Below are 16,179 nucleotides of genomic sequence, written 5' to 3'. Positions count from 1 at the left end.
CGAACCAGAAAATATCATGACTATTATAAAACAAAAATATAGATATTTCTAGTTTTGTGAGTAAAGCCAAGAATTAATGGCTTCTTTATTAAATCGTATAGTCTTACCTATTTTTATTGCAGGCAGTCCTTTCTTGATCCAACTATCTAGAGTATTGTTTGAGATGCCTAGATAGTGGCAAGCCTGCTGTTTGTTTAAAAAAGGGCTTTCAAGGTTACTATGGTGCAGCTTCTTTTCAATTTCTTTTGTGATAAGTTCAGCAAGTAGGAGCTGAATTTGTTGAACTTGTTCATCTGGTAGAATTACTTGCATCTGTTCCTCCAATGTATGGTATAATAGAGGTATCAAGAGATACCCTACTTACTTTTCTTGATTATCTGCAACCTCGTCCTCGCTCGCTAAAGTTTCGGATGGGGTTTTTATTTTGTTATAATCCCAGTGCTCCCATTTATTATATAGTCCAACTGTAGATACTAACATGGATAGCAATTCTTCTTTACTTGCCGCTTCGTTATCAGGTGTGAAATCGTATGATAGTGATGTCGTTTGGTCAGTGCCTGGAATTTTCACAACTCTGTTTATAGTTCGTTTAGGTTGTGATTCATGGAAAGTAATGTTATCATTATTTCCCCTTAAGGTTACTAGATGAGCGATTCTTCTAATGTATTGTGATAAATCTTCGTTAGTGTTTCCTTTAGCATGGTAGAAGAAAGTCAAAGGATGTTTAGAACTTGTGATTATAATGACTTTAGAAGCACCTAATCTATTTTGATAACGTGCTGAGATAGGACTAATATTATAGGGGTCTAATAGTTTCAGCCAGTCCGAAGCGGTTAAGCTATCTCCTCGAACATCATCAAGTAGTAGGATTTCTTCTCCGTTTACTTCATCAAACATGTTAGTGCCTGCGGTCAAGACTGATTGCCAGTTTTGATCATTCAGTTTTGCTAACTGAATAAGACTTTTAGTCAGTGTTCTTGCAAATTTTGTCTTTCCTAGGCCTGAAAGTCCAAAAATAAAGAAAATTGTCTTCTTGAACTTCTTGTTTTCCAGTTCATGCTGTGTCATAGTTCCTTTAATTTCCCCAATTGTTCGAAAAACCTCGTTTACTTTACTTTTATGAACTGCATAAAGCATGTGATAGTCTTTATTCAGAAGCATTTCCTTTTTGGTGATGTTTCCGTTAAGAATGTTATCGATAAGTAAGTCAATATCTTTGTAGGTTTGTTTTACCTCTTTTTTGGCTTTTCCTTTAAGCCAGCTTAGATGTCTTTCGTGATAAACTTTTAAGTAGTCTTTGCCTGTTAGAGAAATTACTTCATCAGGGCTGTATTGATACTTATCTTTATCTTTGGCATGAATTAAGTAAGCTAACAAGTTATCGTAGCCATACCTTCCAGACTTCGCTTTTTCTAGATATTCAGGTTTTAGTCCGATTTGTACAGCAAAATCAGTTAGTGTTGCACCTTTCTCAAACTTGAGTAAAGCGTGAATATGTGGCTTTTTTAGCTTGGTAGTTGTTGTTCTAGTTACACTGTCAAAACCGATGGAGGTATCCTTGTCGTGTTTTATTGCGTATGCCTCGGAAACAGTTGCTATTTCACCAACTCTTCTGACAATTTCCTCAAGAATTTTTTCAACATTTGCAGATTTAATGAGTTCTTCATCCCAACCATTTTTCCAATATTTAGGATCAAAGTATTGTGTAATTGCTACAGAAGTCAAAAGTGCTTCTTTTTTCTTTGTTGCCATGTATAATTAACCTTTCTTTTTTAACTATTCTTTAATTATTCTTTTAACTATTCTAGTGTTAGACCGTTGACAAGCCCAGTCTAACACGCGTAAAGAATAGTTAGAGTTAAAATCTTAGATGTTTCTTGCCTACCGCAGGTTTGCACCTCAGAGGGTTAGGATTGGTAAAATGAACAAGCACTTCGGCTTGCCAATCCTAACCCTCTGAGGCACTTTCATTTGGTGGCTGATACTGCTCGAGCATCTTCTTAAGTACTTTGTTCATTTTAGTAAAATCACGAACATTCCGAACTTGAACTTTTATAGGTTGACTGCCGTTCATTTCTTGATACCAACCATAACGGTTTGGAAGAGCTTCTAGCTTTTGTCCAGGTTTTATGTCAAAAATACTACTTGAGATTGCTGATCTAGATGCCATATTTCCTAAACCTAGAACAGCTCCAAATTGATTTCTGAGATTTGTATCAATACCGTCTTGTGCTAGTAAATCTTGGGAAACCAAACAACAGAAAATAGAGCGACTTCGGCCACTGAGGATGATAGACTTAAGCATCTTTTGAATTTTACTTTTCTGTTTTCCTTCGAGCGAACTCATGAGTACTGTAACTTCTTCAATAAGTAGGATAAGTGGTGTTCTTTTTCTGGTTTTATTTTCTTGCCGGTACATCATTTCATTATAGGTAAGCTCAATTGCCTTATGAGCTTGCCAGCCTAGAAATACGTTAGGACTATCTTCAAATTCTAGCCAGTCTTCCTGTTTGATTTCAGAAACGACAAGCATTGGTAATGCTCTTTTTTTCTGTGAGCAGTAATAAATACGTCAATGACAACCAACTTGGCGATCACTGATTTTCCCGAACCTACATTACCAAGTATCAAGAAATTAATGATAGAACTAGGAACCTCCCAACCTAGTTTTCCACCACCTACTTTTAATAATGGTCTAGTATCTACCATAAATCTAAGTCCTCATCAAATTTCTCTTCTTGAACAACCTCTGAAGCTCTTGCCATACGATTGTATGTTGCCTCTTCAATTGTTTTGACATCAAATTTAGCAACCCAACCAGCACCAACATTCATTTCTATGTGCATATAGTCAAGAGCAAATTCATTTGTGTATTTAGCCAACACACCCATGAAATACTCTTCAAGCTCTTTTTGAGAGTTTGTGTCAAGATTATTAGCGAGATAGACCCAAACATCTACACCGCTAGTAGTAGCAGGATTTATAGTTTTTAACTGTAAATCTTGAGATAAGTTTTGATTGAGATGATTGACTACGTTTTGTAAGATAGTAGCTTTTCGAGCTTGTAATTGTTCATCAGCTTTCTTCTTCAACAACCAAAGAATGACATCTCGGATCAATGTGGTTATAATCTTAACTTGCTTGCCTGTTAACAAAAGACATTGTTCCCATAGATTTTCATTTTTCTTAACAACCTCATCTGACAAAATGAGAAACTGTCTTTTTAGAGAGATGCACAGAACATTCACACTTTGCCATAGGAACAGTACAATAAAAAGATAGGATAGTATTTTCATTAGCATATGTTTTATCTCCTTTTTATAGTGAGTAGTTATCATCTAAACAATGCAGATGATAACTCACTATTTTTATCACTTATTTTAATGAAATATCAGCAAGCTCAGCTACAAGAGCGATGCCGACTGGCTGTTTCAACTTGTCAAGAACAAATGACAAGTCATACTTGTTAAGTACGATGTCAGCGTTTATCAAACTATCTAGATTCTCGTTTTGATAGTTCTTCAGCTTGACTTTGAATGTTGGACAGTAAGCCTCTTTATTTATGCTAGAGAACTGTTCATAGAGTTCGACATCTACGCATATTAGTGAAGCCCATAGCCGTTGATTTTCTTGACCTTCATTGATGATTCCGTTATTGGTATCAACTACTTTGATTTCTGCTGGGATATCAACAGAAGTTGATAAAGCATCTAAGAATGCTCTTGCGCTATCGTAGTTTCCTAATGTTGATTTATTTGTTTTTGCCATCGTGTTATCCTTTCTGACAAAAAGTGCGTGGTCAGACTTTTTAGAATGCTGACAAGTAATTTTAATCTTTGATGATAACAAGTTATCAAATGTTATCAATTTAACTCAAATAGTACATTTTTCATCACCCCGATCTTTTAATTTCACTTACTATATCGCAAGGGGATTCCTTCAGCTACGTCATTTTAATATTAAAAATTGAATTATCTCAAAAATACGCCATTGTATAAATATTATAGTATAGGTAGTCAAAAATTTACGCCAGTGGATATATATTATAGTATGATGTTGTTCTAAATTTTCGTCAGACTCTTCTTATTTTGCTCAGGTAGTTAGACCTCTTCGCTGGGATACCTATTTTTTAGGTTGTTTTGATTATTCATTTTCGGTAGGGGGGAAAGAATTTACGCGAGGGTCTTAGAAATTTTTAACCATACGAAGAACATTCGGTTTTTATTTACAGGAGAATAAAATAAAACCAAGTCATTTTTTTTGTGACTTGGTTTATGTTTCTATTTCGTCAATAAGCTGTATCATTAGCTTGAGAACTCGTTCTTATTTAATAGGTGTTAGTTCCTTAATTTTATATATTAGCTGATTTATTAAAGGATTGCTTTCTGTTACGGATATATCGAAAAAAGTCTCTATATCTGTATCAAGTGCATCCATAATTTTTTGTAATGTTTTTATTTTTATATTAGGCTCAAGATTTTCTAGTTTGTACGTGTATTTTAATGGTAGGTCCGCCAGCTCCTCTAGTTGCTGTTGAGTCAAATTTTTTTGAAGTCTCAGTAATCGGATTCTCTTACCTAGATAAGATTGTAGATTTGTTTTTGTCATATCAGTATCCCTTAAATCCTATCATACTCAATTTTATAGTCTTAAAAAACTACTATAAAAGAGAAATGCTATATAAAATAGTTTTAAAACACTATAATATGTAATAAAATAGGACTATAAAACTATCAAAAGGAGATTTATACGATGGAATTACAAAAAGATTACGGCAAGAAATTGCGCACAGGCGCAGTTATTTCAACGCTTGCAATCTCGGCTCTAGGGGTATCTACTACTGTATCGGCTAGTGAGACTGAAGTAGCGGTTAATGAGCCAGCAACTAGGGTAGTTGCTCAGGACGAGGTTAAACCTAAAGTTCCTAGTCAAGCGGATGTTGACAAGGCTAAAGCTGAATTGGATAAGGCTAATCAGGATGTAGCTAAGCAAAAAGAAGTAGTTGCATCTACTGAAGCAAACATTGCAGATGCTGAAAAGACTATCGCTGACACTACTAAAAAGGTAGAAGAAGCTAAGACTGTTACACCTGAAAAGGTAGCTGAGGCTAAGGCAGATGCTGACAAGAAAGCCAGTGAGCTTGCGACTGCTGAAAAGGCTGTAGCTGATGCTGATAAGTCTGTATCTGCAACTGCTGAAAAGGTTGAAGACCAAACTAAGGTAGTATCTAATGCTGAAAAGACTGCTACAGATGCTTCTAACAAGGTAGCTGAGGCTCAGAATAAAGTAGATTCTCTTTCATCTACTACTGATATTCGTACACTAGACAGAGAAGCTTATGGTCTTACTGTAAAAGTTAGGGTTGATGAGAGAAAGGTAGATGAGGCTCAGAAAAAACTTGACGAAGGTAAAAAGGCTGTTGCAGACAAAGAACAGGCTATAAAAGACACCCAAGACAAGATATCTTCTGCAGAAAAAGAGTTTAAACAAGCTACTACAAACCTCAATGTTGCTAAGGCTAACCAATCTCAAAAAGAAGAAGCAGTTAAGAAAGCTAAGGCTGAACTTGAAGTTGTAAAACAAGGTACTACTAGAACAAAAACGGTTAGTGATGAAGAGTACCGACTAATTCAAAAAGATGGGGTAACTCCTTATAAAGTAGGTTATGCGCCAGCTCTTTCGCAAGACTATATCGATGCAATTAAGGCTCTTGCAAATGGTACAGGTACTGTAGATGCAGTTCGTAAGGCAGCTCTTAAAACTCCGTATTCAGACGAAGAAACTGGGTTAGGTGCTAGTTCACTTCGTGATTTTAACTCTACAGGTAGCTATTCTACAGACGGAATCAATCAAATTCCTTATGGTTCAGAAGATAAAGACGCAACTGAGATTGTTGACTACCAACATCTAACTAATGAGCAACGAATCCAGTTGGCTTACTATGCAGCTTCAATTATCAATGACTTGCGTGCTAAAGTTGGTACTGAGCCTCTTAAAGTAACTGAAAGTGCACTTAAGTTAGCTGAATCTTTCAATAACTATGCCAATGCTTTCCCAACTAGTAAGGGTGGTGCTTTTACTGAGCACAACACTAAGAGCGTAGCAGAAAAATTGGAGCTTGCTAAAAAAGAAACTGAAGTAGGTACTCCATCTCTTGCAATTCGTTCCACTATGGTACCAGATTTCCTTGGTTTAGGTAAAGACATCACAACTATGGCTCATATCAAGCAGGTTATGTATCAGGGTATCGTCGATGCACTTATGGGAACTACTGAAAACTCTATTGGTAATTCACGTTACAGTAGTGCAATGGCTCTCCTTGGCTTAACTAATGCTGGAAAAACAGCTATTGGTGTAGGTATTGGTCGTACAGGAAGCTACACAACCAAAGGGTATGAAACTTCAATCACCTTATCAGTTCCTCAAGAAACTACCTCAACTACAACCAAAGTAGATGAAAAGGCTCTTGAAAAAGCTCAAAAAGCATACGTCAATGCCTATGCAGAACTCAAAGACGCTGAAAATGGGGTATATCTTGCTAAGACTAGGTATGGTAAAGCTGACGATGAACTTTATTTTGCTCGCAAACACTTGTCCGATATCCAATTGAACAAGATTGACGTTCCAGCTCTTGAAAAGGCTCTTGAAGACGCCAAAACTCAGTTGGCTGAAGACAAAAAAGCCCTAAAAACTGCTGAAGAAGTTCTTGAACTAGCTAAAACAAACGCTATTGACAAGGCTAAGTCTCTTGCAGAGGCTAAAAAGGCTCTTGCAACTGCCAAAGCTGAAAAAGCCTCAGCAGACAAGGCTCTTGAAACTGCCAAAGGTGAATTGGAAGTTCTTACTAAGGCTCATGATGTAGCAGTCTTGGCTCGTAAGTCAGCTGGTGAGGACCTTGCTCGCAAACGTGAAGCGTCTAAAGAGGCTACTGATACCTATACAGTGCTTGAACTTGCCCTTACTAAGCGTGATGAAGTTCTTAAGGCTTTGGACAAAGAGCTTACTGATACTAAATCCAAGCTTGGGGTACTTCGTGCTGAGTTGAAAACTGCTAAGGAAGAGTTGGCTCGTCTTGAGGGTATTGCTGAAGTTAAGGCTCGTGGTTATGAAAACTTTAAGCAACTCAAAGCTGAACACGACGCATACCTTGCAGAACAACAACGCTTGCAAGCTTTGAAAGACAAAGAAGATGCAATCCGTAAAGCAGGTGGTCAACCTAAGGAAGTTACTGACGCAACTGGTAAAGTTGTTGATGTTGTGGATGCGAAGGCTAAGGATAAAGCAGTAGTTGCGACAGTAGGAACTAAAGACGATAAAACATATCAAGCTCCTGCACAAGCTACAAATGCTCAAGCTACAAATGCAAAAGCAGAACCTAAGAAACAACTTCCAAATACAGGAACAAAGGATTCAGGGCTTTTAGCATTGCTTGGAGCAAGTGTTGGACTCCTCGCTTTAGCAGGAAAACGAAAATATAATAGATAAAAAGAAAGAGAGCGGAGGCTCTCTTTTCTATGGTGTTGTTCTAATATGTATAAATTTTATATAAGGGAAACTTTTGATATTCTGGTTCGATTTTATCTTATTTTGAATGAAAATTTACCTTATTTTGATGAAGTTGATTGAAATTAGCTGAAATTTCATCTTTTAAAAACTCGATAAAACGTTGATTTTAAAGCATTTTAAAATTATATGAAATAAGTGATGCCCCAGCCAGGTCTTAAGAAAGCTCGTAAAGCATCACAATTTAGTAAACGTTAATTCGAGAGAATTACTATACTTACAGAGAGCACCTTTCGAGGTGTTCTTTTTTAGATTTTCATACTAAATTGGTGCAATTGACACAGTTGTTGCGACTTTAGTCGCTTACAAATGTGGCTGCAATCTGACAAAGTCAGTTGCCTCAAAACGTTAATCAATACGATACTATCAACGTTTCAAAGCACTTCATGGTTCAAACCATGGGGTGTTTTTTTTGATGATTTTTAGCATAATTCACACTATTGTTTCTTTGCATTCAACTCAAATTCTTCTGGTCAAATTATTAACAAATCTTCAAGATGAGGGATTGGTGAAATAGGCTGTTTGAGGCTTTTATGCTATACTAGTTTTAATGACAATCTTCTATTTCTAAAGCAACAATAGATCCGTAATTTGTTTTTAATTACGGAGTTTTGGATTGTAAGAGGGAGATGATATATCTGAAGGAGCATCAATATGAAAAAACATACCTTGCTTTGGCTAGTTTTAGCTCTTGTAGTATTTGGAGGCGGAGCATGGATGGCGAAAGAAACAAATTTATTTCTGAGCCCGCGAGCTAAGCAGTTGGCATATCTGAAGGAGCATGAAGAGGATATGGCGAACTTTATAAAGTCTAGAAATCCTAAAGTCGAAAGTGTCCAATTTGATTGGGATAGTATGGAAGTCGAAGTTATAGGAAACGGCACCCCTCAAGGCGGAGGATATATTTTAATATTAGATGGTAAAGTAAATAATAATGAAAAGACGGAATTTACAATAGGATTTCCTCTAGAATATAATAGAAATAGTATTCCTAATAGTAAGAAAATTTCTGAAATGCAACCGATAAGAGTTTTGAAAGATAATATATGGGAGATTTTTGACTAACAGTAACCTAAAACCTTTGATAGTTTCTACTCAAATTTAATATCACTCATTCCCCACTGACTTAGAATACTTGCTAAAAGTATTTTTTTTTACATTCATGATATAATATACTTAGATTCCGCTATATAGGAGGAAAGAGATGAAAAAACGTACTTTACTTTGGCTAATTTTAGCACTTGTAATTTTTGGAGGCGGAGCATGGATGGCACAGAAAACAAATTTATTTGGAGGGATAACTCTAAGCCCGCGAGCCAAGCAGTTGGCTTATTTAAAGGAGCATGAAGAGGAGATTAAGGATTTTGTGAAATCTCAAAATCCAAAGATAGAATCTGTTCAGATGGATTGGAATAGTTTAACTGTTGAACAGATAGGGAATGGAACTCCACAGGGGGGAGGTTATAATCTATCAGTGAAGGGTTCTTTTAATCATATAAAGGATTCTGACTTTACAATAGATTTTCGATTAAAAAATAAAAATGATGTGCCTTCAATAGATAGGATTGGTATGTATAATCAGCCTAGAGTGTTAAAAAATGGAGGTTGGGACAAGTATGACGGATAATAATCTAAAACATTATAACAACTTTTATGATAGCTTAATCCCTCCCTCATTCCCCACTGACTCCGAATACTTGCTAAAAGTATTTTTTACATTCATGATATAATATGCTTAGATTCCACTATATAGGAGGAAAGAGATGAAAAAACGTACTTTACTTTGGCTAGTTTTAGCACTTGTAGTATTTGGAGGAGGAGCATGGATGGCACAGAAAACAAATCTATTTGGAGGAGTATTTCTTAGTCCGCGAGCCAAGCAGTTGGCTTATTTAAAGGAGCATGAAGAGGAGATTAAGGATTTTGTAAAATCTCAAAATCCAAAGATAGAATCTGTTCAAATAAATTGGCATGAAACTATGTGGGAAAAAGTTGGAAATGGAACCCCACAAGGTGGAGGGGAAGTTGTGAGTGTATTTGGTGAATTTAACAATCTAAAAGAATCAGACTGGAATGTCCTAATAGAAATTAAAGAAGGAAAAGTTGATTTGGAAAGCATGGGTATCAGCAATGGTATAAGATTAGGAGGTAAACTTCTTGACTAATAGCAACTTAAAAAATTTTGATAATTTTTACTTAAATTTAACAGCACTCATTCCCTATTGACTTACAATGCTTGCTAAAAGTATTTTTTTTTACATTCATGATATAATATACTTAGATTCCGCTATATAGGAGGAGAGAGATGAAAAAACGTACCTTGCTTTGGCTAGTTTTAGCCCTTGTAGTATTTGGAGGAGGCGCATGGATGGCACAGGAAACAAATCTATTTGGAGGAGTATTTCTTAGTCCGCGAGCCAAGCAGTTGGCATATCTGAAGGAGCATGAAGAGGAGATGGCGAACTTCATAAAGTCTAGAAATCCTAAAGTCGAAAGTGTCCAGTTTGATTGGGATAGTATGGAAGTTGGTCAGATAGGAAATGGAACTCCTCAAGGAGGCGGTTATATGCTAACATTTAAAGGGCGTATAAACAATATAAAGGAAAGCAGTTTTACTCTTGGATTTCCTTTGGATAATAACAGGTACTCCTTGCCTAACCTTGAGAGGATTTCTGAAATGCAACCCATAAGAATTTTACGAGATGGTGGATGGTTTATATATGAGTAATAGCAATTTAAAAAATTTTGATAATTTTTATGCAGATTTGGCGCAGTCGGCATATGCTAATCGCCCTAATAATTTTCCGCCTTTAAATAATTCAAAAACTTTTCAAGATTTTAACTTTTCTGAAGATATAGTTTTTGACGGTGAAATCACACCCGGAGGTAAGAACCTTCCTCATAATGGTAGAGTCTACTTGCAACCAGATCCTGAGTTGCGAGATACTTATAAAGTCACATCGATACCAGTTCCTGATGCGAATGGGATGAGGCAGGATGTTCATCACAAACGTTATCAAAAAGGATTGTTAACTGATGATGAAGCTGGTTTCAGTGCCTACTACTTAACGGATACGCCAACCTTGACTAATGATACCAAGAAAACCTATATGGCTATCCGCGGAAGTGATGCCATCAGTAAAGAAAATTGGAACGACTGGGTTGACAACGATGCTAAGTTCGCTCTCAATCATATCCATACGCCGCAAGCCAAGTTAGCGACAGTAGGAATGAAAACGAAGATTGCAGAGATGACTGAAAAAGCTCCGCAAGCTACGATGGACATCACAGGTCACTCCTTAGGAACCATTGTCTCTGCGCAAGGGGTAGCTGGCCTCAGTGATGAAGAACTGGAGAAAATCGGCAAAGTGGTCCTCTTTGACGGCCCGGACACGACAAAGAGTTTAAAGAAAATGGGACTCAGTGATGAGAAAATCAAAAAGATCAGCGAAAAAATCGAGTACTATGTCAATCCATTTGATGTCGTGGGGATGCTCAATCGTGAGCATACCATCACCAAATTACCGGGGGACTCCGATGAACCTCTTAAGAAACCCGTCGGTAAAGTCAATGTCCTCGTCCCCTTGCATTATACCCAGATTACTGATCCGGAAAGTTCCCATGACTTTGGTGTTTTCCAATCGGATGGGAAGGGAAATTTATTGACTGCTTCAGAGGATTTTCACCCAGAATTGCTCAGGGCAGGTGAAAAGCTGGCTCGACTGATAGCGACAACCTTGGATTCCCTCCGGGCTTTAGGAGTCGATGAAAATGTAGCCTCAAATGTTTTAAATTCCATTATGAGAGGTGAGTTTAAAATAAAGGCAGCTATTGGTTATTCAGTTTACGAGAATTTTACAACTGAATATAGCAAGATCGTCGAAGAAGCTCGTAAAGAATCGATAAAATGGGATAGAGAAGCTATTCCTCGTTATCAGGAACAACTGAGAAATGGCAATCTTACAGGAGAAAAGAGGATTTTGGTTCGAGCTCAGTTGCTTCAGACAGCAGCCCAGTTGGCAAATTTTGACATGGAAGACAAAGTTAAATCTGTGAAAACCTTACTTTCAGATGCTAAGGAAGATATTCAAAACATGATAAAAGAAACAAGACAGACAGCCTTTGACATGGTTGGATATTTGTCAAGTTCAGAAGTTACAAATCTACTTTCTGGTTTTGACACAACAAGCTTTTGGGATGAAGGCGTTGCAAGTGACACGAAGACAGCAGCAACATCCTTCCTGACACAAATCGAGCAACTAGGGGAGAGCTTGGTTAAAGCTAGTGGTTCCTTTGAAACCATAGATACAAATAGTGCTGAAGATTTTAACAATCTATTGGCGGATGTAAAACAAACATGGAGGGAAAAAAATGTTAGTCTTAACGGATGAGGATACTTTAATTACAAGAGAGCAACTCGACAGAGGCTTCAAAGAAAGAATGAAGGAACAAGAACGCCAAGCAGTCAGGGCCTTAGTAACTGCAAAAGAACTGTCAATCCTTGCTAAAGGAGTGGAGTTAGCTAAAAAGTTGCAAGAAGCAGCTTCAGATATGCAAGAGTACGCTTCTAAGACTTATGTAAACAATATTAAGGGTGGATTTGAGGGCAAGGCCGCTGATGCTGCCGAAACTTACTTGACCCAGACCATGCAAACCCCTGCTTTACAAAGTCCGATCAAGAACTAGGAGAAAACTTGTGATGGATAAAAAGCAACTTCAGAAACTAGAGGATGAGCATAATCGTAAATTACGAAACTTAGAGCGTTTGGAGATGGATTTGGATGATGATTTCCACAAGTTTAGTAGGGAGACGGATAATCTCCTAGAGGCGCTTTCCTATGCATGCAGAGACAGTAGTTTTGCTGAAATTCAACCATATATCTTGGAGATAGAGAACAATTTGGATAACTATCATCAACTTTACAAGAGTCGTATAGAGAATGTGCTGGAAGCTCGCCATCAAGAGAATAAAAACTTTTATAGAAAGTTAGAAGAAAAGAACGTTTAACAAATATACCTTATCAAAGAAGGATGATATGAGTTTGTTATTATAGATAAAAAAAGAAGTAATTATACAAGAAAAGTAGATAATTTAATCCTTCTTACTAGTTTTTAGATGGAAATAGCTCTTATTTTTTTATAAATAGAATAAAAAATGAATTTTAAACTTGCAATTGAGGCAAATTGTTGATATAATGAGGGAGTAAATTAATATAAAGGAGTTTCACATGGCTTTAATTCAATTAACAACAGAAGAATTGCGCACCTCTGCTCAAAAGTACACTCAAGGTTCTGAGGAAGTAAGACAAGTACTTCGTACATTGACTCAAGAGCAAAATACTATCCGAGACAACTGGAAAGGTGCTGCTTTTGAGAGCTTTGATCGCCAATTCACAGAATTGTCTCCAAAAATTGAAGAATTTGCAACTTTGCTTGATGAAATCAATGCACAGTTGAATAAAGTTGCTGAAATTGTTGAGCAAAACGACCAAGATCTTGCATCACAAATTTAATTTGTTATATAAGTGGCTTTAGGAGGGCGAGAGCCTTCCTATTTTTTATGACGGAGAAGATTTAAAGTAATATGAGGAAGAATAGAATTTTTAAATATATAGGAAGTAGTTTGTTAGCATTAGGATTGCTTGCATTGATTATTTTTTTGAATCTATCTGTTCAAAAAAATACAACGATTAGCAATGAAAATAATGCAAAGGCTAATCAGCAGACAAAATTAAATGTAGCTATCGTAAATGAAGATAAGCCTGTCTACGTAGATACAAAAGAATACAATCTAGGTGCTAGTTATGTAAAAAATATCGAGCGTGATAATTCACAAAATTGGTCTGTTGTCCCTCGTGGAGCAGCTGATTCTGGGTTAGAAAGTGGGAAATACCAACTCGTTTTAACAATTCCTAGTGACTTTTCTGAAAAAATACTCGATATTAACAGCATCAATGTTGATAAGACAACCATCAATTATAAGGTGAATGCGCAAGGAAATTTGCAAGTAGAAAATGATGCAAATAAACTAGCGAAAGATATTGTTTCTGATTTGAATGGTCAGTTAGTTGACATGTATATGGCTAGTATTTTGAACAACCTTTATACAGCACAAAAGAATGTTCAAGCTAGCTCACAGATACAAGCAACCAATATCGGAAACTATCGTACGAATTTATATAATACAGCTATCAACTCTAAAAATCTTTTCCCAACTCTCTATAGTATGTCTAGTTCCTCTGTTGACGCCAACACTGCTTTAAAGACAGGTTTGGAGGGCTACTCACAGATTTTTGGTCGTTTTGATGTTTCGCAGATTGCCTATGGCGAGAAGTTTGGAACTCTACTTAAGAATAGAGTAGATGAGAAGAAAAATCATGCGGATGTTATCACTGGGCTCATTTCTCAGAGTCGGGAAGACGTTAAGGGACAAATTGAAACCTATAAGGAATTAATTAAAGCTCAAGGTAGTCTGACTGCGAATATAGATGGAACACCAGCATCCACTGATGGAACGTCACCAGAAGTTGAGGCTTACTATAAAAAAGTAGCAGAAAGCATCAGCACAGAGATTGGTAGCTTACAGAAAAATCTAACAGATGAAAGAACCAAGTTTGAAAATCATAAAAATGATATTCATAACTTTATTGATGAGAAATTAGCCACTTACTATGGAACAAGTGAGAAGAGCAAAATCACTCTTGATCGATTTTTGGATAAAGCTGCAAACAAGGATTTAGAGAAGGTTGAGGAATCTCTAAAAGAGCAGCTGGCTTCTGCAATCTCAGAATTACCCAAAGAAGACTTTAGTGGAAAAGAATTTAGTGGTTTTGGTATGACACCAATCACAATTCCTTCTGTAAACTATACAGATTTAAAAACGATTAAAGAGCCAAGCGACGAGATTTCTTTGACGGACTTGAAGAATCTGGAACATCTGGCAATCACGAGTACGAGTGCTGTTGGACGAACAGGAACAAAGGCTAAGGTATCATGGAAGGCTGGAACAGGAGTGACGGTTCATTCGGTCACTTATGATGGCACACCAGTTGAGTTTGGTCAAGAAATTGATTTGAAGACGGGTGGGACTTTCAAAGTAGCCTATAGTGTTGCAGAGGCAGCTCCGACTCCAACTACAAGTTCAACGGGGGCTTCAAGCCCAACTCCAAAAGCGGAGCCAAAGACTGTTGATATTTCCTTGAATGATGTTCAAGCAGTCAGTGCTCCGATAGATGTCTTAGCCGTTCAGCAAGCAGCAGTGACTTATGGACAAAAGGTTCAGAAAATAGCTTCTGACTACCAAAAGGTGGAAGCACTCAGACAAGCATACAATACTGTCAAAGAGTTACGAAATAGTGATGTAACAGATGCTTTATCAAATATTTGGCTTGAAGCTATTAGTTCAAACCTGAAGAAGTATGAAGACAGTCTGACTGCACCTGCTAGCGATACAGATACAGAGGGTACTAAAGAGAAAGTAGATAAAGCCTTGTCAAAACTGACTACTCTCAAGCCTGTTCTAGAAAAAAATGTGAAGGATGTTTTGACTACCAACCAAGAATTGAATACAAAAATCAATGAACAGTTAGAGTTGTACAAGAAGTTGGAAGAAAATCTAAAGGATTTGGTTGAGAAGCAAGGGAAAGGCAATGATGCTTTTGAAGAGACTAATAATCAATTGGCTACCCTAAATTCGGATTATGCAGCTCTCTTGTCAGAAACTACGGGTGTGAAGGAATCTTCTCAAAGTAATGTCAAAGCTGCAGAGTCTGTGAATGAGACTTTAGGTAATTTCAATCGTGAATTGTCAAACGCTCAAACAAGTACTGAAAAGTTGTCACAAGATGCTGACTCCTTGATGACGCAGTTTAACGAAGAATTAACTAACAATGGAAACTTTGTAGAATCCTTTGTGAAGGTTCTGAATAATGCCTATCAAAATGGGGTACCAAATGAAGTGTTGTTGAACTTCTTATCCAACCCTGTTACCCAAAATGCTACTTCAGTGAAAGCGACTGTCAATGTTTACCGTCCATTTACATGGATTTTACTATTGGAGATTGTTAGTCTCTTTACAGCCTATCTGTTTGCAACTCAAAACGTTATTCGCAAAGTCAAAGATAAGTTCAAACTTGATAAGTTACATGATACAGACTTGATGACGGTAACCATCCTATCTGCTTTAAGTATCGTTGTCGGATTGGTAGTTGGTGTTGTATCAAGTGTTCAGCTACAGGTTGGTCGTGAATATCAACCATCTTGGGTTCTATTAATTGTTTTAGCCGCATTTGTACTGATTCAAGGACAATATCTATTGCTTAAACATTTCCGAGTGATTGGTATGGGACTCTCCTTCTTTATGATGATTAGCTTTGTCTACCTATCAAATGCTATTGGGACAACAGCAAGTCTAACTGGTTTCCCAGCATTTATCAAAAATCTCAATGCGTTATCAATATTAGAAGGTTTGCTTTCAGGATACTTTGATGGACATCCAGCAGCAATTATCGCTTTTGTTGCAACGATTGTTGTCATAGCTGTTTTACTTGTTATAAATATTTTTATCAGAGAAAGTAGTTTGTGGTTTCAAGCAAACCAAGCTGAGAAAGAATAGAA

General features: G+C 36.9%; 16 protein-coding genes. 10 read left to right on the top strand and 6 right to left on the bottom strand.

From position 1 onward, the window contains the following. Positions 1-48 precede the first annotated feature (48 nt). From P8P68_RS05685 to P8P68_RS05660, 6 genes are all read right to left on the bottom strand, one after another. Positions 49-312, bottom strand: a complete 264-nt coding sequence (locus tag P8P68_RS05685; protein ID WP_001196074.1) for a helix-turn-helix domain-containing protein — start codon at positions 310-312, stop codon at positions 49-51. A 48-nt stretch (positions 313-360) separates the two neighbouring features. Next, entirely contained in the window at positions 361-1,752 is a 1,392-nt protein-coding gene (locus tag P8P68_RS05680) for a Rep family protein (protein WP_000201649.1), read from the bottom strand. 196 nt (positions 1,753-1,948) lie between these two features. After that, complete coding sequence (locus P8P68_RS05675) at positions 1,949-2,533, bottom strand: hypothetical protein (RefSeq protein ID WP_000962052.1); 585 nt, start codon at positions 2,531-2,533, stop codon at positions 1,949-1,951. Between the two features lie 169 nt (positions 2,534-2,702). Continuing rightward, positions 2,703-3,302: a hypothetical protein gene (locus P8P68_RS05670; protein ID WP_000928766.1), complete on the bottom strand. Its 600-nt coding sequence runs from the start codon at positions 3,300-3,302 to the stop codon at positions 2,703-2,705. Positions 3,303-3,375: 73 nt separating this feature from the next. Continuing rightward, positions 3,376-3,768, bottom strand: a complete 393-nt coding sequence (locus P8P68_RS05665) for a hypothetical protein (RefSeq protein WP_278275749.1) — start codon at positions 3,766-3,768, stop codon at positions 3,376-3,378. A 555-nt stretch (positions 3,769-4,323) separates the two neighbouring features. Then, positions 4,324-4,608 (bottom strand): helix-turn-helix transcriptional regulator, encoded by a 285-nt coding sequence (locus tag P8P68_RS05660; protein ID WP_278275748.1) that lies wholly within the window; start codon positions 4,606-4,608, stop codon positions 4,324-4,326. 144 nt (positions 4,609-4,752) lie between these two features. Between P8P68_RS05660 and P8P68_RS05655 the strand changes: the two genes are divergently transcribed. The 10 genes from P8P68_RS05655 (at position 4,753) to esaA (ending at position 16,177) form a co-directional block, all read left to right on the top strand. Then, positions 4,753-7,485 (top strand): SEC10/PgrA surface exclusion domain-containing protein, encoded by a 2,733-nt coding sequence (locus tag P8P68_RS05655; RefSeq protein WP_000422855.1) that lies wholly within the window; start codon positions 4,753-4,755, stop codon positions 7,483-7,485. Between the two features lie 732 nt (positions 7,486-8,217). Beyond that, complete coding sequence (locus P8P68_RS05650; RefSeq protein ID WP_000716679.1) at positions 8,218-8,628, top strand: hypothetical protein; 411 nt, start codon at positions 8,218-8,220, stop codon at positions 8,626-8,628. Between the two features lie 139 nt (positions 8,629-8,767). Beyond that, the gene (locus tag P8P68_RS05645) at positions 8,768-9,190 is read left to right on the top strand and encodes a hypothetical protein (protein ID WP_000747461.1); all 423 of its coding nucleotides are present in this window, start codon (positions 8,768-8,770) and stop codon (positions 9,188-9,190) included. 136 nt (positions 9,191-9,326) lie between these two features. Further along, complete coding sequence (locus P8P68_RS05640; RefSeq protein ID WP_278275747.1) at positions 9,327-9,728, top strand: hypothetical protein; 402 nt, start codon at positions 9,327-9,329, stop codon at positions 9,726-9,728. 140 nt (positions 9,729-9,868) lie between these two features. Beyond that, the gene (locus tag P8P68_RS05635; RefSeq protein WP_042903174.1) at positions 9,869-10,291 is read left to right on the top strand and encodes a hypothetical protein; all 423 of its coding nucleotides are present in this window, start codon (positions 9,869-9,871) and stop codon (positions 10,289-10,291) included. Next, positions 10,284-11,954 (top strand): cutinase family protein, encoded by a 1,671-nt coding sequence (locus P8P68_RS05630; protein ID WP_042903196.1) that lies wholly within the window; start codon positions 10,284-10,286, stop codon positions 11,952-11,954. Before P8P68_RS05635 ends, P8P68_RS05630 begins: the two co-directional genes overlap by 8 nt. Beyond that, positions 11,935-12,249, top strand: coding sequence for a hypothetical protein (locus P8P68_RS05625; protein WP_042903175.1), 315 nt, complete (start codon positions 11,935-11,937; stop codon positions 12,247-12,249). The genes P8P68_RS05630 and P8P68_RS05625 overlap by 20 nt, the downstream gene beginning before the upstream one ends. 13 nt (positions 12,250-12,262) lie before the next feature. Next, complete coding sequence (locus P8P68_RS05620; protein ID WP_278275746.1) at positions 12,263-12,571, top strand: hypothetical protein; 309 nt, start codon at positions 12,263-12,265, stop codon at positions 12,569-12,571. A 220-nt stretch (positions 12,572-12,791) separates the two neighbouring features. Beyond that, on the top strand, positions 12,792-13,076 hold the full coding sequence (locus P8P68_RS05615) for a WXG100 family type VII secretion target (protein ID WP_001173991.1): 285 nt from the start codon (positions 12,792-12,794) through the stop codon (positions 13,074-13,076). A gap of 71 nt (positions 13,077-13,147) precedes the next feature. Then, the gene (gene esaA / locus P8P68_RS05610) at positions 13,148-16,177 is read left to right on the top strand and encodes a type VII secretion protein EsaA (protein WP_044141678.1); all 3,030 of its coding nucleotides are present in this window, start codon (positions 13,148-13,150) and stop codon (positions 16,175-16,177) included. Positions 16,178-16,179: the final 2 nt, after the last annotated feature.

The organism is Streptococcus sp. D7B5, from assembly GCF_029691405.1.
Taxonomy (GTDB): domain Bacteria; phylum Bacillota; class Bacilli; order Lactobacillales; family Streptococcaceae; genus Streptococcus.
Note: the sequence above shows the minus strand (reverse complement) of the source record. Positions and strands in the feature narration are given on the sequence as shown.